Source organism: Streptomyces sp. NBC_01669, from assembly GCF_026339735.1.
Lineage (GTDB): Bacteria > Actinomycetota > Actinomycetes > Streptomycetales > Streptomycetaceae > Streptomyces > Streptomyces yanii.
This window is the reverse complement of the sequence record NZ_JAPEQG010000001.1, coordinates 6,865,490-6,887,994: the sequence shown is the minus strand read 5'-3', so window position 1 is coordinate 6,887,994 and position 22,505 is coordinate 6,865,490. Positions and strand designations below refer to the sequence as shown.

The 22,505-nt window shown below is 69.9% G+C and carries 23 protein-coding genes and 1 pseudogene; 6 read left to right on the top strand and 18 right to left on the bottom strand.

The genetic code is table 11. From position 1 onward, the window contains the following. Window positions 1–205: 205 nt before the first annotated feature. From OG972_RS30830 to OG972_RS30815, 4 genes and pseudogenes are all read right to left on the bottom strand, one after another. On the bottom strand, window positions 206–1,663 hold the full coding sequence (locus tag OG972_RS30830) for an alkaline phosphatase PhoX (protein WP_266986993.1): 1,458 nt from the start codon (window positions 1,661–1,663) through the stop codon (window positions 206–208). A 172-nt stretch (window positions 1,664–1,835) separates the two neighbouring features. Further along, entirely contained in the window at window positions 1,836–3,293 is a 1,458-nt protein-coding gene (locus OG972_RS30825) for a hypothetical protein (protein ID WP_266986991.1), read from the bottom strand. A gap of 301 nt (window positions 3,294–3,594) precedes the next feature. Beyond that, a pseudogene (locus OG972_RS30820) lies at window positions 3,595–4,286 on the bottom strand (antibiotic biosynthesis monooxygenase). Window positions 4,287–4,381: 95 nt separating this feature from the next. After that, window positions 4,382–5,293 carry a hypothetical protein gene (locus OG972_RS30815; RefSeq protein ID WP_266986989.1) on the bottom strand — a complete coding sequence of 304 codons (912 nt, stop codon included), beginning with the start codon at window positions 5,291–5,293 and terminating at the stop codon, window positions 4,382–4,384. A gap of 466 nt (window positions 5,294–5,759) precedes the next feature. On the opposite strand from OG972_RS30815, the gene OG972_RS30810 reads away from it, so the two are divergent. Then, window positions 5,760–6,203: a GNAT family N-acetyltransferase gene (locus OG972_RS30810; RefSeq protein WP_266986987.1), complete on the top strand. Its 444-nt coding sequence runs from the start codon at window positions 5,760–5,762 to the stop codon at window positions 6,201–6,203. 16 nt (window positions 6,204–6,219) lie between these two features. On the opposite strand, the gene OG972_RS30805 is transcribed toward OG972_RS30810, so the two are convergent. Beyond that, on the bottom strand, window positions 6,220–6,870 hold the full coding sequence (locus OG972_RS30805; RefSeq protein ID WP_266986985.1) for a DUF4232 domain-containing protein: 651 nt from the start codon (window positions 6,868–6,870) through the stop codon (window positions 6,220–6,222). Window positions 6,871–7,076: 206 nt separating this feature from the next. Here OG972_RS30805 and dapA point away from each other — a divergent pair, with 206 nt between their 5' ends. Then, the gene (gene dapA / locus OG972_RS30800) at window positions 7,077–7,979 is read left to right on the top strand and encodes a 4-hydroxy-tetrahydrodipicolinate synthase (protein ID WP_266986983.1); all 903 of its coding nucleotides are present in this window, start codon (window positions 7,077–7,079) and stop codon (window positions 7,977–7,979) included. Window positions 7,980–8,036: 57 nt separating this feature from the next. On the opposite strand, the gene dapD is transcribed toward dapA, so the two are convergent. Both dapD and OG972_RS30790 read right to left on the bottom strand, forming a co-directional pair. Then, the gene (gene dapD, locus OG972_RS30795) at window positions 8,037–9,023 is read right to left on the bottom strand and encodes a 2,3,4,5-tetrahydropyridine-2,6-dicarboxylate N-succinyltransferase (RefSeq protein ID WP_266986981.1); all 987 of its coding nucleotides are present in this window, start codon (window positions 9,021–9,023) and stop codon (window positions 8,037–8,039) included. A gap of 97 nt (window positions 9,024–9,120) precedes the next feature. Beyond that, window positions 9,121–10,356, bottom strand: coding sequence for an MFS transporter (locus tag OG972_RS30790; RefSeq protein ID WP_266986979.1), 1,236 nt, complete (start codon window positions 10,354–10,356; stop codon window positions 9,121–9,123). Between the two features lie 117 nt (window positions 10,357–10,473). Here OG972_RS30790 and OG972_RS30785 point away from each other — a divergent pair, with 117 nt between their 5' ends. Beyond that, on the top strand, window positions 10,474–11,343 hold the full coding sequence (locus OG972_RS30785) for a winged helix-turn-helix transcriptional regulator (protein WP_266986977.1): 870 nt from the start codon (window positions 10,474–10,476) through the stop codon (window positions 11,341–11,343). A gap of 65 nt (window positions 11,344–11,408) precedes the next feature. Here OG972_RS30785 and OG972_RS30780 read toward each other — a convergent pair whose 3' ends face one another. Beyond that, window positions 11,409–11,945: a TetR/AcrR family transcriptional regulator gene (locus OG972_RS30780; protein WP_266986975.1), complete on the bottom strand. Its 537-nt coding sequence runs from the start codon at window positions 11,943–11,945 to the stop codon at window positions 11,409–11,411. Further along, window positions 11,945–12,265 carry a multidrug efflux SMR transporter gene (locus tag OG972_RS30775; RefSeq protein WP_266986973.1) on the bottom strand — a complete coding sequence of 107 codons (321 nt, stop codon included), beginning with the start codon at window positions 12,263–12,265 and terminating at the stop codon, window positions 11,945–11,947. Before OG972_RS30775 ends, OG972_RS30780 begins: the two co-directional genes overlap by 1 nt. Before the next feature lie 218 nt (window positions 12,266–12,483). Here OG972_RS30775 and OG972_RS30770 point away from each other — a divergent pair, with 218 nt between their 5' ends. Further along, window positions 12,484–13,506, top strand: coding sequence for a hypothetical protein (locus tag OG972_RS30770; protein WP_266986971.1), 1,023 nt, complete (start codon window positions 12,484–12,486; stop codon window positions 13,504–13,506). A 16-nt stretch (window positions 13,507–13,522) separates the two neighbouring features. Here the strand turns inward: OG972_RS30770 and OG972_RS30765 are convergent, their stop codons facing one another. The 9 genes from OG972_RS30765 to OG972_RS30725 all read right to left on the bottom strand — a co-directional run bounded on the left by OG972_RS30765 (window position 13,523) and on the right by OG972_RS30725 (window position 20,673). Continuing rightward, the gene (locus OG972_RS30765; protein ID WP_266986969.1) at window positions 13,523–13,888 is read right to left on the bottom strand and encodes a VOC family protein; all 366 of its coding nucleotides are present in this window, start codon (window positions 13,886–13,888) and stop codon (window positions 13,523–13,525) included. A gap of 243 nt (window positions 13,889–14,131) precedes the next feature. Beyond that, window positions 14,132–14,470 (bottom strand): metal-sulfur cluster assembly factor, encoded by a 339-nt coding sequence (locus OG972_RS30760; RefSeq protein WP_266986967.1) that lies wholly within the window; start codon window positions 14,468–14,470, stop codon window positions 14,132–14,134. Further along, a complete protein-coding gene (sufU, locus tag OG972_RS30755; RefSeq protein WP_323135909.1) occupies window positions 14,467–14,922 on the bottom strand; it encodes a Fe-S cluster assembly sulfur transfer protein SufU in 456 nt (151 codons plus the stop codon). Before sufU ends, OG972_RS30760 begins: the two co-directional genes overlap by 4 nt. A 10-nt stretch (window positions 14,923–14,932) precedes the next feature. Continuing rightward, a complete protein-coding gene (locus tag OG972_RS30750; RefSeq protein WP_266986965.1) occupies window positions 14,933–16,189 on the bottom strand; it encodes a cysteine desulfurase in 1,257 nt (418 codons plus the stop codon). Continuing rightward, on the bottom strand, window positions 16,186–16,950 hold the full coding sequence (gene sufC, locus OG972_RS30745) for a Fe-S cluster assembly ATPase SufC (protein WP_037691717.1): 765 nt from the start codon (window positions 16,948–16,950) through the stop codon (window positions 16,186–16,188). The genes OG972_RS30750 and sufC overlap by 4 nt, the downstream gene beginning before the upstream one ends. A gap of 7 nt (window positions 16,951–16,957) precedes the next feature. Continuing rightward, window positions 16,958–17,275: a bifunctional 3-phenylpropionate/cinnamic acid dioxygenase ferredoxin subunit gene (locus tag OG972_RS30740; RefSeq protein ID WP_030919832.1), complete on the bottom strand. Its 318-nt coding sequence runs from the start codon at window positions 17,273–17,275 to the stop codon at window positions 16,958–16,960. Then, window positions 17,275–18,456, bottom strand: a complete 1,182-nt coding sequence (sufD, locus tag OG972_RS30735; RefSeq protein WP_266986959.1) for a Fe-S cluster assembly protein SufD — start codon at window positions 18,454–18,456, stop codon at window positions 17,275–17,277. Before sufD ends, OG972_RS30740 begins: the two co-directional genes overlap by 1 nt. A 58-nt stretch (window positions 18,457–18,514) precedes the next feature. Beyond that, a complete protein-coding gene (gene sufB / locus OG972_RS30730; RefSeq protein WP_266986958.1) occupies window positions 18,515–19,936 on the bottom strand; it encodes a Fe-S cluster assembly protein SufB in 1,422 nt (473 codons plus the stop codon). After that, window positions 19,933–20,673 carry a metalloregulator ArsR/SmtB family transcription factor gene (locus OG972_RS30725; protein ID WP_266986956.1) on the bottom strand — a complete coding sequence of 247 codons (741 nt, stop codon included), beginning with the start codon at window positions 20,671–20,673 and terminating at the stop codon, window positions 19,933–19,935. Before OG972_RS30725 ends, sufB begins: the two co-directional genes overlap by 4 nt. Before the next feature lie 136 nt (window positions 20,674–20,809). Here OG972_RS30725 and OG972_RS30720 point away from each other — a divergent pair, with 136 nt between their 5' ends. Beyond that, the gene (locus tag OG972_RS30720; RefSeq protein WP_266986954.1) at window positions 20,810–21,736 is read left to right on the top strand and encodes an ABC transporter ATP-binding protein; all 927 of its coding nucleotides are present in this window, start codon (window positions 20,810–20,812) and stop codon (window positions 21,734–21,736) included. Then, entirely contained in the window at window positions 21,733–22,500 is a 768-nt protein-coding gene (locus tag OG972_RS30715) for an ABC transporter permease (protein WP_266986952.1), read from the top strand. Before OG972_RS30720 ends, OG972_RS30715 begins: the two co-directional genes overlap by 4 nt. Window positions 22,501–22,505 lie beyond the last annotated feature (5 nt).

The following is a 22,505-nucleotide window of genomic DNA, read 5'->3' as shown; positions in this document are numbered from 1 at the left end:
CAGAGATCAGAGTCGGCGGAACCGACGAGGGCGTTCCACCCCTGAACCACACCGGTCGGAAAACCGGCGGCGGGACTCGAACCCGCGATCTCCCCCTTGGAAGTAGGTCCTGCCTTCGCACCTGGACACGGACAGCACCCTAGAGGATCAACCTCCGGACGCACCAAGGCTTTTCATCGGAGCCCCGGGAGCGGTCCGGGCGGCGTCAGTACCGGTTCGGCTGGCGCTTCCACGGGCCCGTGATGGCGAGCATGATGCCGGGCGTCTGGATGTTGGCGAACAGCGTCTTCCCGTCCGGCGAGAAGGTGACCCCGGTGAACTCGCTGTACTCCGGCTTCTCAGCCGTGCCCGCGTTCAGCTCGTTGCGCGCGATCGGGTACGTACGGCCACTCTCGGTCGCCCCGAAGAGGTGCTGGATGCCCTCGCCGTCCTCGGCGATGACCAGACCGCCGTACGGCGAGACGGTGATGTTGTCCGGGCCGTCGAACGCGCCGTCCTTCGACGGGTCGGCGTTCACCCCGAGGAGCACCTTCAGCGTCAGCGTGCGGCGCTTCGGGTCGTAGAACCAGACCTGGCCGTCGTGCTGGACGGGGCTCTCCGCGCGGGCGAACGAGGAGACGATGTACGCGCCGCCGTCGCCCCACCACATGCCTTCGAGCTTGCGGGCACGGGTGACGTCCTGGTTGCCGAACTGCTTGCGCACGGAGACGGTCTTGGCGTCACGGTCGACGACGTCGACCCAGTCCACGCCGTACACGGTGCCGATCTTCGTGGCGCGGGACAGGTCGTCGACGAACTGACCGCTGCTGTCGAAGCACTTGGTGGCCTGGAGGACACCGGCGTCGTCGGCGAGCGTGCGCAGCTTGCCGCGGCCGTGCTTGAAGCCGTGCGGCGGAACCCAGCGGTAGAGCAGCCCGTTGGGACCGGCCGCGTCCTCCGTCAGGTAGGCGTGGCCGCTCTTGGGGTCGATGACGACGGCCTCGTGGGCGTACCGGCCGAACGCCTTGATGGGACGGGGGTCGCGGTTGGCGCGCTTGTCGTACGGGTCGACCTCGAAGACGTAGCCGTGGTCCTTGAGCAGACCGTTCTTGCCGGCCTTGTCCTCGGTCTCCTCGCAGGTGAGCCAGGTGCCCCACGGGGAGGCGCCACCGGCGCAGTTGGTGGACGTGCCGGCGATGCCGACCCACTCGGCCGTGTGGCCGTCGCGGCGGGTCTCGACGACGGTGCAGCCACCGGCGGCGATCGGGTCGTAGACCAGACCCTCGGCGAGCGGGACCGGGTGCTCCCAGCCGGCCCGGGTGCCGCTCAGCTCGTGGTTGTTGACCAGCAGGGTGACGCCGCGCGGGCCCTCGAAGGTGGCCGTGCCGTCGTGGTTGGAGGGGGTGTACTCGCCGGAGTCCAGCTTGGTGACACCGCTGTGCGTGATGATGCGGTACGAGAATCCGGCGGGAAGCGCGAGTATGCCCTTCGGGTCCGGGACCAGCGGCCCGTAGCCGGGCTCGTCGCTGTGACCGTGACCGGATTCGTCGTCGTGGCCCTGCCGGGAATCCTCGGCGGCAAGGGCGCCGGGGGCGGTGGCCAGGGCGGCGACGGTACCCGTCAGGGCGATTCCGGCGCCGGTGAGGGCGGACTGCTTGGTGAATTCCCTGCGAGTGAAGGGCATCACGTACTCCTGGAGCAGCTGGGGCGGGTTGGTTGCGGGCTCACGCTCCCGCCCCTGCACTAACGGAAGTTGAACTGACGGCGACTTCGAACGGCACGCTTTCTGTGAACCTTCACAGAGTTGCTGCCGCCGGCATTCCCTCAGCTGCCCGCCCCGGCCGCCGTGTCCCGCTTCAGCCGCCCGACCGCGACCGCGCCTTGAACGCCGCCTTGCGGGCGTCCTTCGCCTTCTTCTTGTCTCCGTGCAGCCGCCCCATCGCCTCCAGGACGTCCGCCGTTGCCGGGTGCTCCACCCGCCACGCCTGGTCGAAGAAGCCGCTGTGCTGGCCGGACAGCCCTTCGACCAGCCCCTGGAGCTCGTCCAGGTCGCCGTCCGCTTCCAGCTGCGCGGCAATCGTGTCGATGGCGAGCCAGAAGATCATCGACTCCGGCGGCGGAGGCACGTCCGCCGCACCGCGCTCCGCGAGCCAGACCCGGGCGAGGCCGCCCAGCTCCGGGTCGTCGAGCGCCGCGCGGACCGCGGGCTCCGCCTCCGCGCCGACCAGGGCGAGCGCCTGCTGGCAGTGCAGCCGACGGAGCGGGGCCTGCTGGTCCGCGCCGCGTGCCGCGTCCAGCAGTTCGGCCGCGGCGCCGTCCGCCCCGCGGCGGGCGAGCCACTGCTCGACCTCGCTGCGGGCCGCCGGCTCCGGGTAGTACGCGACGCCGCCGAGCAGCGCGTCGGCGCCCTTGTCGGCGAGATCGCCGATCGCAGGGGCGTCGACACCGACCTCCAGCATCCGGGCCCGGATGCCGTACAGACCGAGGGGGGTCAGCTTCACCATGCCGTACCGGCTGATGTCCTCGTCGTCGGCGGGCGGCTGCGCCCGGTCGGCCTCCTCGACGAGCAACGCCTCGTCCACCGGTTGGTAGGCAACGAGCCCGATCGGCTCGAGGAGCCGGAACTGGTCGTCGAGGCGCATCATCGCCTCCGACACCTGCTCCAGGATGTCGTCGGTGGGCTCGTCCATGTCGTCGGGCACGATCATCGACGCGGCGAGCGCGGGCAGCGGGACGGGTGCCTCGCTGTCGCTGCCGTCGCCGACCGTGAGCAGGTACAGGTTGCCGAGCACGCCGTCGAGGAATTCGGCTTCCGCCTCCGGGTCCCAGTCCAGGGCGTCGAAGTCGATCGAGCCGTCCTCGCCGACGAGGTCGGTGAGGTCGTCGAAGAAGGGCGCGGTCGCATCGGCGTGCACGGCCTCCAGGCCGTCGAGCCAGATCGCGAGGACGTCCTGCGGGGAGCCGCCGGTGAGCAGCCCCAGGTTCTCGCCCGCGGAAACGGTCCCCTCCGCGTCGTCCCCCTCCGCTTCGCCCTCCGGGTCATGGACGTCGAGGAGCCCGGTGTCGACCGCGAGCCGCCACGCCTCACTGGCGTCGGCCGCGCCGTCCTCGTCCGCCGCCAGCCCGAGGTGCTCGGCCGCCGCGGGCAGCTGTGCTTCGACGAGCTCGCCACCGGCGCCGACCCGGGTCTCCGGTCCCGCCCAGCGGGCGAGCCGGACTGCGCGGGCGAGCAGCGGCGCGACGAGCGCGTCCCGTGCCAGCTCCGCCTCGGTGTGCAGCCGTACCGGCGGCAGGGTGGGGCGCTCTGCGGACATCAGGTGGTTCTCCTCGGGCGTACGGATTTCAGTCCGGCCGGCGACGGGGGGCGGGATCACGAGGCTTGGGCACGCAGCTTCTCCCATCCCTCATGTGCCGGTCGGACTCAGGCCGCCCAAGCGTAGACGCTTTTCGCCCGATGCGGCCTGGTTCATGCGATGAACGGCGAACGGCCGCCCCGGAAACCTTGACAACTTCCGTACACAATCAAGGGATTGAGGTGCGCAGATCTCTCCCCCACAGCGACCACGACCCGCAGGTGCTGCGCTTCCGCCCGTAGCGCCCGGGCCCGCGTGGCGGCTACATGCCCGCCCGCAGACTGAGCGCGGGCGTGTAGCGGTGCACGCCGCCGCCGATCACCCCGGGATACGACTGCACCCGCTCCCACTGCGGCGTCCTCGACCCGACGCCGTCCCCGGGAGCGCCGAGCGCGTCGATGTGCGCCTGCGCACTCACCCATTCCGCGTAGTTGAGTACGCGGGCCCCGTCGACGCTCACATGGAAGTGCCCGGAGATGCGCCGGGGGCCGGCGCAGGGTCCGTGCCGAGCGCCTCGAACACACCGTCCACCCAGTCCCGTTGACGCGCCGCATCCGACCCGTCGAACTCGACGTCGACGATCACGATGCATCCCGGCTCGCGGCGGTCGCCCTCCTTCGCCACCCCGGAGCGGTAGAGCTCGTACGTGTGCAGCCCCAGCCGCCGGATCCCGGGCACGGCCGCGTCGATGTCGGCGTCCCGCGCGTCCCGCCCGTTGCGGACGAACTCCTGACAGGCGTCCTCGCCGCTCCACTGCGCGTAGTGGAACAGCGTCCTCCCGTCGTCCCCCACGTGCACGGTGTACGCGAGCAGCCCCGGATGCGGCCAGTCCCGGCCGGCCCACGCCTTGCGGATGGCGTCGACGGTCTCCCGCTGCCGCTCGGGGGTGCCGACGTCCCAGGCGCCGGCCTCGACGAGACCCACGTCGTTGCGGGCGATATCGGGACGGGACACGAACTGCACGCTCTCGTTCACGGCGAATCTCCTCACCGGCGCACCGCTGCGGTGCACCGCTGATGGCGATCCTGATATGTCAAGTCCGCTTGAGGTCAACCGTCGGCTTCGCGGGTCCCCGGTTCACCCTGGCGCCGACGGCGCAACACATGGAGCACGGTGTCCCGCATGTCCTTGAAACATATGGAGATAAGGACCGGCGCGGCCAGCGCCACGAAGAATTTTGCGATATCCGGAATTCCGTCACCATTGAGGAACCGGAGGAGTGCATTCCCACTCTGCGGCGCCACGGCCCAGAGCAGTCCGAGCCAGGATCCGGCCAGTCCGTAGAGGGCCAATTTCAGCAGGGTCAGCCGGTGGTCAAGAATGTTCTGCCGCTCCGCCAATTGTGCTGCGGCCGCGGCATCGATCACCGGCACCACACCCGATCCGCCCCCCGGTATGGCGCTCCCCGATACCGAGCCGTGCGGCGTCTCCTCACTATTGACCCGCAGCTGAATGGATCTGCGGTACACCGGGCCCGGGTGCGCGGTCCGCACCGATCGGCCGAGCAGATGGAACTGGGCCCGGCCGATCGGCTCCCCGACCGGAATCCTGACGGTGCGCCGCCCCAGATTGGTCACGGCCAGGTAGACCGGCCCGCGCGAACCGGGGTCGACATACGTATTGGCCACCGTCACGCCACAGGCGTACAGCTGGCCGAGCCCGATGATGTTGGCCATCACGTTGTCCGGCAGCCTGATCGACTCCGCGGTGTCGATCCTCACGGTGGCTCCCGGCTCGATGACCAGTTCACCGGCGACCGGGAGCAGCGGGGCATGGGCGGTGACCTCGCCGTGATAGACGAGCACCTGCGCATTGCCCGACGCATGCACCTCGTACGATGCGTACTTCGCATTGTCGGGATCGAAAGGGACGATTAAGTCCTGATGGGCCGCATAAGCAATAATGTCCTCATCGGTGAGGATTCCCGCGGGCCGGACATCGGCTTCGGGCCGGTCATCCAACCATGATCTTCTGTTCCGCCTCACTGCCCCCACCCTTGACACCGGACCGCCCGCCGAATGAGACCGTGGTCATTCATGTTCCCATGCGAGCCGCCCGCCAACCCAGGCATCGCGCATGGCCCGAATTCCGGTTCCTCATTGTTCCGGGAACCTCCTGGTTTCACCGGCGTCCGGCCTCGGCGCGATCGGTTGCGTCACCAGGACGCGGCGCGTGACGGTGCCGGCACGACGAACCGGCCGCGCCGGTCGACGCGTTCGGCGGGACCCGCTCTCCTGCAGCGGCAGGGAGAGACACCACGCCATCGAGCACCCCGGGCCGACCGTCGTCGTCTCCGCGAGCCCACGCCGTTCCTGCCGCGCCCGCTGGGCGGCACGTCCGGGGTCGCACACACCGTGCCGCTCGGTCACGCGGCCGCACCGGTATCCGGCCACTGACCTCTCCGGCGCCCGTGCCAGACTCCGGGTCATGATCCTTCGCGTCGCCACCCGCCCCGACCTGCCCGCCGTCCTCGCCTTCCTCGCCGACGAGGAGCAGGTCGTCGACCCGGCCTCGGTCGTGGTCGACGAGGCGTACGAGAACGCCTTCGCCGCCATCGAGAGCGACCCGCGCAACGAGATGCTGGTGCTGGTGGACGGCGACACCGTGCTGGGCTGCCTGCAGATGACGTACATACCGGGGCTCGGCAAGCACGGCGAGGAGCGGGCGCTGATCGAGGCGGTGAGGATCAGGGCGGACCGGCGGGGCGGCGGACTGGGTCGGGAGCTGATGAAGCAGGCCGTCGACCGGGCCCGGCTGCGGGGGTGCGGGCTGGTGCAGCTGACCAGCAGCAAGCGGCGCACGGACGCGCACCGGTTCTACGAGTCGCTGGGCTTCGCCCGCAGCCACGAAGGCTTCAAGCTCGCCCTCTGAATCCCCGCCCGGGGCACTACCGGGGCGAAACGGCGCGCCAGGCGGTCATGTTCAGCTCGTCGAGCAGCCGTACGTCACTCCCCTCCAGCGGGAACGTGCGCGCCTCCAGCCCCGGGGCCGGCGCGATCTCCAGCGCGTCGCCCTCGATGAGGTCGCCGCCGGTCGGGGTGGACACCCAGGCGAGCAGCGCGTTCAGCGTCTTCCCCGGCTTCAGCATGACCTGCTTCGGCCCGCGGTCGGTCCCCATGTACGAGGAGCCGGGGTTCACCGGAACCGGCAGCGGATCACCTTCGTCGTCGAGGGCCCGCACGGACGGGTAGCCGTCCACCCGGAACGGCTTGCTGCCACAGTTGGTGAGGGTGAGCGACACGGCCCGGTGGCCCAGCGCCGCTTGCACCTCACCCATGTCCACGACGACGCCGGAGGACGGGCAGTCGCCGGTGGCGACGGCGCTCGGGGTGGGTGTGGGGCCGGGCACGTCCCCTGCGGGCGGCCGCTCGGCGGACGGGGCGACGGCCAGGTCGGACGGGTCCAGCTCGTCCGCGTGCACATCGGGGGTGTACGAGGTGCTCGGAGTCGGCTCCGGCTCGCCCTCGCCCGCGGGTACGAGAAATCCGGCGCATCCCGACAGTGTCAGAGCCAGCGCCCCGGTGAGGCAGGCGGCCACCACCCCTCTCCGTGCTCCGGTGCCCGTCCTCGTGCCCGCCGGTCCTCGCATGCTCGTGCACCCGCCCCCGCATCGGCCTGCCGCATAGGTGTTCGATCATGCCAGACCGCGCTCCCGGGCCCACGCCAATGGTTGAGCATTTCTTCTCCATCACCTCAAGCAGAACTAAGTAGACCTTCACGGTCGGGGCGGCGGACACTTCGGACATGACAGTCCCTGAAGCCCCTGCAACCCCCGCAGCCCCGTTCGGCCGCGCCCTCTGCGCCATGATCACGCCGTTCACCGCCGACGGCGAGCTGGACCTGGACGCCGCCGGGACCCACGCCGCCGGTCTCGTCGCCGACGGCTGCGACGGCCTGGTACTCAGCGGCACCACCGGTGAATCCCCGACCACCACCGACGCCGAGAAGACCGCGCTGCTGCGCGCGGTCCGTGCGGCGGTCGGCGACGGTGTGCCGCTGGTCGCCGGGGTCGGCAGTGCGGACACCCGGCACACCGCCGAGCTGGCCCGACAGGCCGAACGGGCAGGCGCGGACGGCCTGTTGGTCGTGACGCCCTACTACAGCAGACCGCCGCAGCCCGCCGTCGAGGCACACTTCCGGCGCGTCGCCGACGCGACCGGCGTTCCGCTGATGCTGTACGACATCCCCGGCCGCACCGGCACCCGCATCGAGCCGGAGACCCTGCTGCGGCTCGCGGATCATCCGCGCATCGTGGCAGTGAAGGACTGCGCGTACGACCTGCTCGGCTCGACAAAGGTGATCGGGGCCGGCTCGCTCTCGTACTACTCGGGCTGCGAGGAACTCAACCTGCCGCTGTACGCGGTGGGCGCGGCGGGCTATGTGAGTACGGTCGCCAACGTGGCGCCCCGGCAGCTGCGGGCGGTTCTGGACGCTTTCGACGCCGGGGACACCGCCGAGGCGGCCCGGCTCAACCGGCTGACCATTCCGCTGGCCGAGTTGATGATGTCGTCCGGGCTGCCCGGCACCGTGACGGCCAAGGCGCTGCTCGGCGCCGGACCGGTCCGGGAACCGCTGCAGCCCGCCGGGCGCGAGGCGGCCGACGGGCTGCGGAAGGCGTACGAGGAACTCCTCGCCGCTACGAGTTAGAGTGACCGGCCATGTCTGCCCCATGAGGAGCGTCGTCCGGTGCGGCCGGGAGGGGCACTAGTTGTGGCTGTGCAGGACGTCGTTGAGGCCGTCCCACACCGCGTTGTTCGGGCGGGCCTCGACGGCGCCGGTGACCGAGTTGCGGCGGAAGAGGATGTTCGAGGCGCCGGAGAGCTCCCGCGCCTTGACGATCTGGCCGTCCGGCAGGGTGATGCGCGTACCCGCGGTGACGTACAGCCCCGCTTCGACGACGCACTCGTCGCCGAGCGCGATCCCGACGCCCGCCTCGGCGCCGATCAGGCAGCGCTCACCGATGACGATGCGCTCCTTGCCGCCGCCGGAGAGGGTGCCCATCGTCGAGGCACCGCCACCGATGTCGGAGCCGTTGCCGACGACGACGCCCGCGGAGATGCGGCCCTCGATCATCGACGTGCCGAGCGTGCCGGCGTTGAAGTTGACGAAGCCCTCGTGCATGACCGTCGTACCGGCGGCGAGGTGCGCGCCGAGCCTGACCCGGTCTGCGTCGGCGATCCGGACGCCCTTCGGGGCGACGTAGTCCGTCATCCGGGGGAACTTGTCGACCGAGGTGACCTGGAGGTGCAGGCCGTCGGCGCGGGCGTTCAGCCGCACCTTCTCCAGGTCGTCGACGGCCACCGGACCGAGCGACGTCCAGGCGACGTTGGTCAGGAGGCCGAAGACGCCGTCCAGGTTCTGGCCGTGCGGCCGGACGAGACGGTGCGAGAGGAGGTGCAGGCGCAGGTACGCGTCGTGGGCGTCGAGCGGCTTGTCGTCGAGCGAGGCGATGACCGTGCGCACGGCGACGACCTCGACACCGCGGCGGGCGTCCACGCCGACGGCCTTGGCCGCGCCCTCGCCGAGGAGGTTGACGGCCTGGTCGGGGGTGAGCCGCTCGGTTCCGGCCGGGCCGGGCTCGGCGGAGAGCTCGGGTGCGGGGAACCAGGTGTCGAGAACGGAACCGTCGCCGGCGATGGTGGCGAGGCCGGCGGCGACGGCGCCGGTAGTGCGGGAAGTCGTGTCGGTCATGACACGAAACCTAACCGGCGGGGCCCCGCCGGAGCCAACCGGTCTCGCCGGATGGCCACGGCGGGGCCCCACCCGCCCCGACCACCCGACCACCCGGTCAGCCGGGCTGCGCCTGCCGCTCGGGCACCGGAGTCCGCGCCGGGGCCACCACGCGCACCGGCCCCCGCAGCCGCCGCGCCGCGAGCACCGCCACCCCCGCACAGCCGGCCAGCACCGCGCACACCGGCCAGAGCAGCTCGGGCGCGGCCGCGTAGAGCGCGCCGCCGAGCGGCGGGGCCAGCACCTGGCCGCTGATGGACGCCCCCGCGTACAGGCTCTGGAAGCGGCCCTGCACATGGCCGGGTGCCTGGTCGGCGACGTACGCCGTGGCGGTGGACTTGTACAGGACCTCGCCCGCGGTCAGCGACACCATCATGGTGACGGCGAACAGCACGCCGGCCCCCGGGATCAGTGCCGCGAATCCCAGCCCCACCAGCAGCAGCCCGGTACCCACGATGCTCAGCGGAGCCCGTCGGCGCAGGGCGTGCGCCACCGGGAGTTCGAGGCAGAGGATGACGCCGCCGTTGATGGCGAGCAGCCACCCGTAGAACTGGGCGCTGTGGCCGTGATCGGCGAGGAACACGGGCAGGGTGGAGTACTGCTGCCGGTAGACGAAGTCGACGCAGAGGATCGCGGCGAGCAGCACCGGCACCGCGGGTCTGACCCGCAGCTCCCGCCAGAGCCCTGGTGCGCCGGGGTCGTGCGCCGGCCGGGTGTGTACGGTGCCGCGCGCCGGGAGCACCTTCGATGCGTACGCGGCGAAGAGCAGCGTCCCGAGGCCGTCGGCGACGAACAGCGGGCCGTACGAGAAGTGGGCGGCGATCAGTGCGCCGAGCGGTGGGCCGACGGCGAAGGCGGCGTTGCTCCCGGCGCGCATCAGGGCGAAGCTCTGGCGCCTGCCGCCCTCGGGGACGGAGACGGCGACGAGGGCCGCGTTGGCGGCACGTACGACGCCTGCCGCGTACTGTGCGAGCGGCAGCACCCCGTACATCGCCGCGACCGGCAGGACCGGCAGGGTGACGAGCGCCGCACCGCTCACCAGCGCGCCCGTCAGGAGCATCCGGCGGTGACCGTAGTGGTCGCCGAACCAGCCGCCGGTGAAGTTGCCGGCGACCAGGCCGACGCCGCCGATGCCCGCGATCACCCCAGCCTGCGGCACGGTGAGTCCGCGCGGTCCGGTCAGATAGATGAAGAGATAGACGAAGGTGAAGCTGACGACGCCGTTGAGGAAGCCTCCCAAGGCCAGCAGCCGTACCGTCCGGGGTACGTCCCGCACCATCCCGAAGATCCTCATCCGCAGCACCCTCCCCAGTGAGTTCCTTTTGGGAACGGACTATGGCAGCATGCATTCCGCAGGTCAATCCGGTAAGGGGCGGCCTCGGCACGAGCAAGAACGGAAGAAGACGAAGTCATGCCGCAGCGCACCAGCCTGTCCGACGCCGACTGCGCGATCGCCCAGGCCCTCGATGTCGTCGGCGACTGGTGGACCCTGCTGATCGTGCGCGACACCGCGCGCGGGGTGCACCGCTTCGACGCGCTCCAGCACGAGCTGGGCATGTCCCGCAAGGTGCTCACCGAGCGGCTGCGGCTGCTGGTGGACGCGGGCGTGCTGTCCCGGGATCCGTACCAGGACCGCCCGGTCCGGTACGAGTACCGGCTCACCCCGCGCGGCCGCGCGCTGCTGCCGGTACTGATCGCGCTCCAGGACTGGGGCGACACCTGGGTGATGGGAGACGGGGAGACGATGGCGACGGCCACGGAGGCGTCCAAGGAGGCGGCGCGGGTGCACGCTCTGGTGGGCACCCGCCTGCCGGAGCTGCAACTCCTCGATTACGACGGCGCGTTGCGCGACCCGGTCGCCGACACCCCGTACACCGTCCTGTACTGCTTCCCCAGCGCGTACGCCCGCCGGGACGCCTACCCGCCGAGCTGGGCCGAGATCCCGGGCGCGAGCGGCTGCACCCTCGAATCCTGCACGTATCGCGACCAGTTGGCCGAGTTCACCGCGGCGGGGGCGACGGTGCACGGGGTGTCCACCCAACGCCCCGACGAGCAGCGGGCGTTCGCGGACGCGGAGCGGCTGCGCTTCCCGCTGCTGTCCGACGCGGAACTGGAACTGGCGGCGGCGCTGCGACTGCCGACGTTCCGGGCGGCGGGAGTCACCCGGCTGAAGCGGCTGACCCTGGTGGTGGACCGGGACCGGACGGTCCGCGAGGCGCTGTATCCGATCGCGGACATCGAGGCGAGCGTGCAGGCGGCCTTGGCGGCGGTCCGCCGCTGACATCCCGACGCGCGCCCGGGGCCGCCCCGCCGCCGAACCCGTCGGCGGCGGGGCGGCCGACGCGGTCAGCCGATGATCCGGGCCAGCATCTCCCGCGCGTACGCCGCGTCGTAGGTCCCGCCCGTCAGCAGCACCTGCAGACAGATCCCGTCCATCAGCGCGATCAGTGCCCGCGCGGTGGCCGGGTCGGTGCGTCCGGCCAGCAGCTCGGCGGTGACATCCGTCCACTCGGCGGCGACCGGCTGCAGCACGGGCCGGCGCAGCGCCGCCAGGTAGAGCTCGTACTCCAGCTCCAGGCGCCCGCGCCCGCCGGAGAACCACTCCCCCAGCAGCCGGGCCAGCGCCTCGGCGAGATCCGCGTCCGGGGCGAGGAGGGCCTCGCTCTCCCGCATGGCCCGGGAGAAATTCTCGTTCGAGCGGCGCAGCGCGGCGACCAGCAGCTCGTCGAGCGAGGCGAAGTGATACGTCGTCGAGCCGAGCGGCACGTCCGCCTCGGCGGCGACGGAACGGTGACTGAGCCCCGCGATGCCCTTGGTACCGACCACCCGGATCGCCGCATCGATGATGCGGCCGCGCCGCTCGGGGTCGTACCGGCGGACCATCAGTGCGCTCCGCCCAGGTTGAGCACGACCACACCGGCAATGATCAGCGCGATGCCCGCCACCTTGACCAGGTTTCCGGACTCGCCCATGAAGAGGACCCCTATGGCGGCGACCGCCGCCGTGCCGATCCCGGCCCAGATGGCATAGGCGGTACCCATGGACAGCGTCTTCAGTGTCTGCGCGAGCAGCGAGAAGGCGAGCAGATAGCCGACGACGGTGATGAGCGAGGGCCAGAGCCGGGTGAAGCCCTCGCTGTACTTCATGGCCGTCGTCCCGGCCACCTCCGCCGCAATGGCCGCGGCCAGCAGTCCATATCCCATGTGTACGAGTGTACGTATCGTTGCGTACGCCCGTACACATACCCGGGCGCGCAGAAGGGATCCGCTGCCCCACCAGGAGCGCTACCGTGTCCCGACCAGCACATGGACCCCGACACAACGGAGCGGCAGTGGCGCAGGACGCAGGGTGGGGCGGCGGGCCCGGGGGCCCGCCGTACGGAGGAGCGCCGTACGGAGGACCACCGGGATGGGGTGGGTGGATGCCGCCGCCGAAGCCAGGGGTGATACCGCTCGCGCCGCTGAGCCTCGGGGACATCCTCGGCGGCGCGTTCTCCACGATGGGCCGCTACTGGAAGCAGCTCTTCGGCATCGGTGCGGCGGTGTACGGCGGGGCCGTCGTCGTGGTCGGCGCGGCGGTCGCGATCGCGTACTCCGCGGTCAGCGACCATCTGCACCGGGTCGTCGAGCTCTCCGCCGAGGAGAGTGCGCCCACGGAGGACATCGCCCCGCTGGTGATCGCCTTCGGCGCCGTCTGGCTGGTCGCAATGGTGTCGCTCATGATCGGCACCGCCATGATGTACGCGACCGTACCGGCGGTCCTGCAGGACGCTGTCCTGGGGCGACGGACCACGTTCGGCATCATCTGGCGCCGGGCCTGGGCCCGCGTACCGGCGGTCATCGGCACGGTGATCCTGACCGGGCTGATCACATTGATCCCATTCGTCTTCATGATGGTCGCCATGGTGTCCGCCATCGTCGCGGCCGTCGGCCTGGATGCCGGGTCCGGTGCCGCGGCGCTGATCTCGCTCGGCTTCCTCGGCGCCCTGGCGACGTTCCCGCTGGCGGCCTGGCTCTGGGTCAAGTTCTCCCTGGCCCCCTCCGCCGTCGTCTTCGAGGGACAGAGCCCGATCTCGGCGCTGCGCCGCTCCTCGCAGCTGGTACGCGGCGACTGGTGGCGGATCTTCGGCATCTCGCTGCTGGCGCTGATCATGGCGGCGGTGGGTAGCTACATCATCCAGATGCCCTTCTCGTTCCTCGGCCTGTTCCCGGGCATGGTCAGCACAGCGAACCTGGACTCCGACCCGAGCGTCGCGGCCGTCATCGTCGCCGTGAGCGGCTACATGGTGGCCATGCTGCTGGGCCAGCTGATCGGCCAGCTCGTCTCGGCGACGTTCCCGCAGCTGGTGACCGGGCTGCTGTACGTGGACCGGCGGATGCGCAACGAGAACCTGGGCCCGGTCCTCGCCGAAGCGGCCGCCGCGCCCGCGCAGTTCGGTCCGTGAGCGCGGGTCGCGCCGCTCAGTCGATGAGCGAGTTCTTCGGGCTCAGCACGCAGAATTCGTTCCCCTCGGGGTCCGCCGGCACCACCCAGCCCACATCGGCGGGCTGGCCGACGTCCAGCCGGGTGGCCCCGAGGCCGATGATCCGCGCGACCTCCACGGCCTGGTCGTCGGGGGCGAGATCGATGTGCAGCCGGTTCTTGACCGCCTTCTCCTCGGGTACGGGGACGAAGGTGATGCCGGGCACGGCGTCCTTGTCGGCACCGATGACGATTTCGTCGTCGGCCTCGAAAAGCACCGTCCAGTCCAGCACCCGGCACCAGAACCGGGCCTGCGACGGCAGATCGTGGGCGTCGACGACGACGGAGTAGAACGAAACGGCCATGACCGCCAGTCTGCCCGGCGGTCATGGCCGTTCGCCACACAGAATCACTGAACCGCGCCCAAGGGCTGTCCCGTAGTCCCTTGCGGAACAGCCGCGGCGTCAGATGCGGTGCATCACAAGGCGGATGAGCGTCCTCGTACGGGGCGTATTCGAGCAACGGCGGACCCACATCATGCGGCCGGCGGACCAACAACGCCGAACGGCCCCCGGCTCGAGCCGGGGGCCGTTCGGAAGCGCAGAGGATCAGACGTTGAAGCCGAGCGCGCGCAGCTGCTCGCGCCCGTCGTCCGTGATCTTGTCGGGGCCCCACGGCGGCATCCAGACCCAGTTGATCCGCAGCTCGTTGACGAGGCCGTCGGTCGCGGACTTCGCCTGGTCCTCGATGACATCGGTCAGCGGGCAGGCCGCGGACGTCAGAGTCATGTCGAGGGTGGCGATGTTGGCGTCGTCGATGTGGATGCCGTAGATCAGGCCCAGGTTGACGACGTCGATGCCCAGCTCGGGGTCGACGACGTCGTACAGCGCCTCGCGGACCTCCTCCTCGGAGGCCGGCTTGGTGGTAAGAGTCTCGTTCTCGCTCATGCCGTCTTCCCTTCGGACAGCGCCTTCGCCGTCGCGTCCTTCCACGCCATCCAGCTCAGCAGCGCGCACTTGACCCGGGCCGGGTACTTCGAGACACCGGCGAACGCGACCGCGTCCTCCAGCACCTCCTCCATCGCGTCGTCCGGCTCGAGCTGACCCTTCGACTGCATCAGCTCCAGGAAGGTCTCCTGGATCTTCTGAGCCTCGCCCAGCTCCTTGCCGACCAGCAGCTCGTTCAGCACGGAGGCGCTGGCCTGACTGATGGAACAGCCCTGACCCTCGTACGACACATCGGCGATGGTCTCGCCGTCGTACTTCACCCGGAGCGTGATCTCGTCTCCGCACGTCGGGTTGACGTGGTGCACCTCGGCGTCGCCGTCCCGCAGGCCGCGCCCGTGGGGGTGCTTGTAGTGGTCCAGGATCACTTCCTGGTACATCGAATCAAGCTTCACCAGTCAACCCTCAGCCGAAGAAGTTCCGTACGTGCTCCAGACCGTCCACCAGGGCGTCGACCTCGGCAGGCGTGGAGTACAGATAGAACGACGCTCGCGTCGTCGCAGGAATTCCGTACCGCAGGCAGACCGGCCGTGCGCAGTGGTGTCCGACCCGGACCGCGATGCCCTGCTCGTCGAGGACCTGGCCCACGTCGTGCGGGTGGATGTCGCCGAGCGTGAAGGAGATCGTGGCGCCGCGGTCCTCCGCGGTGGACGGGCCGATGATCCTCAGGTCCGGGACCTCCAGGAGGCGCTTCACCGCGTACTCGGTGATCGCGTGCTCGTGCTGGAAGATCTTGTCCATGCCGATCGCCGAGAGGTAGTCCACGGCCGCGCCGAGGCCGACGGCCTGCGCGATCGGGGGCGTACCCGCCTCGAACTTGTGCGGCGCCGGGGCGTATGTCGACGAGTGCATCGACACGGTCTCGATCATCTCGCCGCCACCGAGGAACGGCGGCAGGTCCTCCAGGAGCTCCTGCCGCCCCCAGAGCACGCCGATACCGGTCGGGCCGACCATCTTGTGGCCGGTGAAGGCCACGAAGTCGGCCTGCAGTGCCTGCACGTCGAGCACCATGTGCGGGGCGGCCTGCGAGGCGTCGATGCAGACCATCGCGCCGACCTGCTGGGCGCGGCGGATGATCTTCTCGACCGGGTTGATCGTGCCCATGATGTTGGAGACCAGCGTGAAGGAGACGATCTTCGTCTTCTCCGTGATGATCTCGTCTATGTCGGACAGGTCGAGGCGGCCGTCGTCGGTGATGCCGAACCACTTCAGCTTCGCACCGGTGCGCTGCGCGAGCAGCTGCCACGGCACGATGTTGGAGTGGTGCTCCATCTCCGTGATGACGATCTCGGTCTCGTGGTCCACCCGGTAGGGCTCGTCGGCCCAGCCGAGCATGTTGGCCACGAGGTTGAGCGACTCCGAGGCGTTCTTGGTGAAGATCACCTCGTTGCGGCTCGGCGCGTTGATGAAGGCGGCGACCTTGTCACGGGCGCCTTCGTACAGCGCCGTGGCCTCCTCCGCGACCGTGTACACGCCGCGGTGGACGTTGGCGTTGTGCCGCTCGTAGTACTCGCTGAGCGCGTCGAGGACCTGGCGCGGCTTCTGCGAAGTCGCCGCACTGTCCAGGTAGACGATCTTCTTCCCGTCGTGGACCGTACGATCCAGCAGGGGGAAGTCCTTGCGGATCGCCTCGGTGTCGAGGAGGCCCGGCAGCTGTGTCACGCGGAAGCGCCACCCTTCACATATGCCTCGTAGCCCTCGTTCTCCAGCTTGTCGGCGAGCTCGGCGCCGCCGGACTCGGCAATACGGCCGTTGGCGAAGACGTGCACGAAGTCGGGCTTGATGTAACGGAGGATCCGCGTGTAGTGCGTGATCAGCAGCGTGCCGACCTCGCCGGTCTCGCGAACCCGGTTGACGCCCTCGGAGACGACGCGCAGGGCGTCGACGTCCAGGCCGGAGTCGGTCTCGTCGAGGATCGCGACCTTCGGCTTGAGGAGCTCCAGCTGAAGGATCTCGTGGCGCTTCTTCTCACCGCCGGAGAAGCCCTCGTTGACGTTGCGCTCGGCGAACGCGGGGTCCATCTGGAGGTCGGCCATCGTCTCCTTGACCTCCTTCACCCACGTACGCAGCTTGGGCGCCTCGCCGCGGACGGCGGTGGCGGACGTGCGCAGGAAGTTGGAGACCGAGACACCGGGGACCTCGACCGGGTACTGCATGGCCAGGAAGAGACCGGCGCGGGCGCGCTCGTCGACGGTCATCGCCAGGACGTCCTCGCCGTCCAGGGTCACCGTGCCGCTGGTGATCGTGTACTTGGGGTGACCTGCGAGGGAGTACGCAAGGGTCGACTTGCCGGACCCGTTGGGGCCCATGATGGCGTGGGTCTCGCCCTGCTTCACGATCAGGTCGACGCCCTTGAGGATCTCCTTCGTGGCGTTGTCGGCCTCGACAGAGACGTGCAGGTCGCGGATTTCAAGCGTTGCCATGGGTGACTCAGGACTCCTGGGTGACGGAGACGAGCACATCGTCCCCTTCGATCTTGACGGGGTATACGGGGACGGGGCGCGTCGCGGGAAGGCCCGACGGCTTGCCGGTACGCAGGTCGAAGCTGGAGCCGTGCAGCCAACACTCGATCATGCAGTCCTCGACCTCTCCCTCGGACAGTGAGACGTTCGCGTGCGAGCAGATGTCGTTGATCGCGAACACCTCGCCCTCGGTACGGACGAGAGAGACCGGCGTTCCGTCGAGTTCCACCCGCTTCGGGGTGTCCTCTTCCAGCTCGCTCAGCGCACAGACTTTGACGAAGGCCATCAGACGGAAGCCTTCAGCTCAGCCTCGATCTTGTCGAGCAGACGGGCCTCGACATCCGGCAGACCGATATGCTGGACCAGTTCGGCGAAGAAGCCGCGCACGACGAGCCGGCGGGCATCCTCGGCCGGGATGCCGCGGGACATCAGGTAAAAGAGCTGCTCGTCGTCGAAGCGGCCGGTCGCGGAGGCGTGACCGGCGCCGACGATCTCGCCGGTCTCGATCTCCAGGTTCGGCACCGAGTCGACCCGCGCGCCGTCCGTGAGGACGAGGTTGCGGTTCATCTCGTAGGTGTCGGTGCCCTCGGCCTTGGCCTGGATGAGCACGTCGCCGATCCACACCGCGTGCGCGCCGTCGCCCTGGAGCGCGCCCTTGTAGACGGCGTTGGACTTGCAGTGCGGGGTGTTGTGGTCGACGAAGAGGCGGTGCTCCTGGTGCTGGCCCTTGTCGGTGAAGTACAGACCGAAGAGCTCCGCCTCGCCGCCGGTGCCCGCGTAGGAGACCCGCGGGTGGAGGCGGACCAGGTCGCCGCCGAAGGTGACGACGATCGACTTGAAGGTCGCGTCCCGGCCGATCAGCGCGTTGTGCTGAGCGGCGTGGACCGCGGTGTCGTCCCAGTCCTGGACGGAGACGACGGTCAGCTTCGCACCGTCACCGAGGACGTAGTCGACGTTGCCCGCGACGACCGCGTCACCGGTGTGGTCGATGACGACCACGGCCTCGGCGAAGGCTCCCAGCTCGATGACCTGGTGGGCGTAGGCCACACCGCCCTCACCGTGCACGGCGATCCTGATCGGCTCGGCGAGCACGGCCTCCTTGGCGACCGTGATGACCGAGGCCTGCTCGAAGGACGAGTACGCCTGGGCGGCGACGCGGTCCACCGGGGTGCCGGCCCGGCCGAGCCGGGCGTCGTCACGGCCGACGGTCTCGATGGTGACGCCCTCGGGGGCCTCCACCACGACCTTGACGGCGCCACCGGTCGCGACGGCGGTGCCGTCGTGCAGCCCGCGCAGCCGCTCCAGCGGCGTGAACCGCCACTCCTCCTCGCGGCCGTGCGGGACCGGGAAGTCCGCGACGTCGAAGGACGGGGGCGCGCTCATGCGCGTGGCGACGGTCGACTCGGCGGCCACCGCGATGGACCCGGTGGTGGTGGACCCCGCCGGAATGTTCTGAGCCTCAGCCATGGCTGTCGTAGTGCTCGCTTTCTCTGTCAAAAGTCGGGGATTCGGTCATCAGGCTGTGCTAGCCGACCGAACCCTCCATCTGCAGCTCGATCAGCCGGTTGAGCTCAAGCGCGTACTCCATGGGCAGCTCGCGTGCGATCGGCTCGACGAAGCCGCGCACGATCATGGCCATGGCCTCGAACTCGGTCAGACCGCGGCTCATCAGGTAGAAGAGCTGGTCCTCGGAGACCTTGGAGACAGTGGCCTCGTGACCCATGGACACGTCGTCCTCACGGACGTCCACGTACGGGTACGTGTCGGAGCGGGAGATCGTGTCGACCAGGAGCGCGTCGCACAGCACGTTGGACTTGGAGCCCGCGGCGCCTTCGCCGATCTCGACCAGACCGCGGTACGAGGTACGGCCGCCGCCTCGCGCCACCGACTTGGAGACGATGTTGGAGGAGGTGTTCGGCGCCATGTGGACCATCTTGGATCCGGCGTCCTGGTGCTGGCCCTCGCCCGCGAAGGCGATGGAGAGCGTCTCGCCCTTGGCGTGCTCGCCCATCAGGTAGACGGCCGGGTACTTCATGGTGACCTTGGAGCCGATGTTGCCGTCGACCCACTCCATGGTCGCGCCCTCGTACGCCACAGCCCGCTTGGTGACCAGGTTGTAGACGTTGTTCGACCAGTTCTGGATCGTCGTGTAGCGGCAGCGGCCGCCCTTCTTCACGATGATCTCGACGACGGCGGAGTGCAGCGAGTCCGAGGAGTAGATCGGCGCGGTGCAGCCCTCGACGTAGTGGACGTAGGCGTCCTCGTCGACGATGATCAGCGTCCGCTCGAACTGGCCCATGTTCTCCGTGTTGATACGGAAGTAGGCCTGCAGGGGGATGTCGACGTGGACACCCTTCGGCACGTAGATGAACGAGCCACCGGACCACACGGCCGAGTTCAGCGAGGCGAACTTGTTGTCGCCGACCGGGATGACGGTGCCGAAGTACTCCTTGAAGAGCTCCGGGTGCTCCTTCAGCGCGGTGTCCGTGTCGAGGAAGATGACGCCCTGCTCCTCCAGGTCCTCACGGATCTGGTGGTAGACGACCTCGGACTCGTACTGCGCGGCGACACCGGCGACCAGGCGCTGCTTCTCCGCCTCCGGGATACCGAGCTTGTCGTACGTGTTCTTGATGTCCTCGGGCAGGTCCTCCCAGGACTCCGCCTGCTTCTCGGTGGACCGCACGAAGTACTTGATGTTGTCGAAGTCGATGCCCGACAGGTCCGAGCCCCAGTTCGGCATGGGCTTCTTGTCGAACAGCCGCAGGCCCTTGAGGCGGAGCTTCAGCATCCACTCGGGCTCGTTCTTCTTCGCCGAGATGTCACGTACGACAGCCTCGGAGAGGCCGCGCTTGGCCGCCGCGCCTGCCGCGTCGGAGTCGGCCCAGCCGAATTCGTACGTACCCAGACCCTCGAGCTCAGGGTGGGCAGTCTCCGTGGGGAGCGTCATGCGGGGTTCCTCCCGGCCGTGCTTGCAGATGCTGATGTGGTGGTCTGTGCGGTTGGGGGTCCGCCGCGCGGTACGAACGTCGTGCACACCCCGTCGCCATGGGCGATGGTGGCCAGACGCTGCACATGGGTCCCGAGCAGGCTGGAGAAGATCTCCGTCTCCGCCTCGCACAGCTGCGGGAACTGCTCGGCGACATGGGCGACCGGGCAGTGGTGCTGGCACAGCTGCTCGCCCTGCTGAGGGCCGGGCGCGCTTCGCGCCGTAGCAGCGTACCCGTCGGCGGACAAGGCCTTGGCCAGCGCCTCTGCGCGCTGCGCGGGCTCCGCCGCGTCGATCGCCTCGCGGTAGGCCACCGACTGCGCGGCGGCCCTGGCGCGGACGAAGGCGACGACCGCTTCGTCGCCCGCGGTTTCGGCGATCCAGCGAAGAGCGTCGGCGGCAAGCTTGTCGTAGGACTGGTCGAAGGCGTCCCGGCCACAGTCGGTCAGGGCGAACACCTTGGCCGGACGGCCGCGGGTCCGCGCCCCGTACACCCGCTGTTCGCGGGCCTCGACGACACCGTCGGAGACGAGGGCGTCGAGATGGCGGCGGACGGCGGCCTGGGTCAACCCGAGGCGCTTCGCCAGGTCGGCGACGGTGGACGGGCCGTGGTCCAGGATGGAGCGCGCGACCCGGTTGCGCGTCGAGCGCTCGCCGGTCGCGAGTTCCTCCTGCGGAGCCTCGCCCTGGTATTTCACAACGCCATTGTTGCGTAATTCCTCCGGCCCTGACAACCACGGTCCGAAACGATCAACGGTGGAGTTAGTCACTAAGGGTTACCTAATCCGGCCCCCGGGGACTCGCCCGCCCGGCCGCTGCCTAGACTTACCGGCCATGAAGAACGAGCCGGTCGTGCAGATCCGTGGCCTGGTGAAGCGGTACGGCGCCAAGACCGCGGTGAACGGCCTCGACCTGGGCGTACGCACCGGTGCGGTCACCGCCGTCCTCGGTCCCAACGGCGCCGGCAAGACCACCACCGTCGAGACCTGCGAGGGCTACCGCCGCCCCGACGCCGGGACCGTACGCGTCCTCGGCCTCGACCCGGTCGCCGACGCCGCGGAGCTCCGCCCCCGGATCGGTGTGATGCTGCAGTCGGGTGGCGTCTACTCCGGAGCGCGCGCCGACGAGATGCTCCGCCACATGGCGAAACTGCACGCCCACCCGCTCGACGTCGACGCGCTGATCGAGCGTCTCGGCCTCGGCAGCTGCGGCCGGACGACGTACCGCCGGCTCTCCGGCGGCCAGCAGCAGCGCCTCTCCCTGGCGATGGCCGTCGTCGGCCGCCCCGAGCTGGTGTTCCTGGACGAGCCGACCGCGGGCCTCGACCCGCAGGCCCGCCGCTCCACCTGGGATCTCGTACGGGAGCTGCGCGCCGACGGCGTGTCGGTCGTCCTCACCACCCACTTCATGGACGAGGCCGAGGCGCTCGCCGACGATGTCGCCATCATCGACGCGGGCCGGGTCATCGCTCAGGGCAGCCCGGAACTGCTGTGCCGCGACGGCGCGGAGAACACCCTGCGCTTCACCGGCCGCCCCGGTCTCGACCTCGGCTCGCTGCTGAAGGCGCTGCCCGACGGCACGCAGGCGGCCGAGCCCACCACCGGCACGTACCGCATCACCGGCCAGGTCGACCCACAGCTGCTGGCCACCGTCACCTCCTGGTGCGCGCAGCACGGCGTGATGCCCGACGGCATCTCCGTCGAGCGTCACACCCTGGAGGACGTCTTCCTGGAACTGACCGGCAAGGAGCTGCGCGCATGAGCGCCGGTACGTACGCCCCGCGGCCCGGTGCCGCCCCGCTGCCCCGCATGATCGGTGCGCAGACCGCGCTGGAGACAAGGATGCTGCTGCGCAACGGCGAGCAGCTGCTCCTGACGGTGATCATTCCGACGCTGCTGCTCGTGCTGTTCAGCGCCGTCGACATCGTGGACACCGGCGCGGGCAGATCCGTCGACTTCCTGGCGCCGGGCATTCTCGCGCTCGCCGTGATGTCCACCGCCTTCACCGGCCAGGCCATTGCAACGGGCTTCGAGCGGCGGTACGGCGTGCTCAAGCGCCTCGGTGCCTCACCGCTGCCCCGCTGGGGGCTGATGACCGCGAAGACCCTCGCGGTACTGGTCACCGAGGTGCTGCAGGTCGTGCTGCTGACGGTGATCGCGTTCGCGCTGGGCTGGTCGCCGCACGGCAACCCGCTCGCCGTCCTGCTGCTGCTCGTGCTCGGCACCGCCGCGTTCTCCGGGCTCGGCCTGCTGATGTCCGGCACGCTGAAGGCGGAGGCGACGCTCGCCGCCGCCAACCTGGTCTTTCTGCTGCTGCTGGTCGGCGGCGGGGTCATCGTGCCGCTGGACAAGTTCCCGGACGCGGCGCAGTCCGTGCTGGGGCTGCTGCCGATCGCGGCCCTGTCCGACGGGCTGCGGGACGTGCTCCAGCACGGCGCCTCGATGCCGTGGGGCGATCTCGGCATCCTCGCGGTCTGGGCGGTGCTCGGGCTGAGTGCGGCGGCAAAGTTCTTCCGCTGGGAATGACCGGC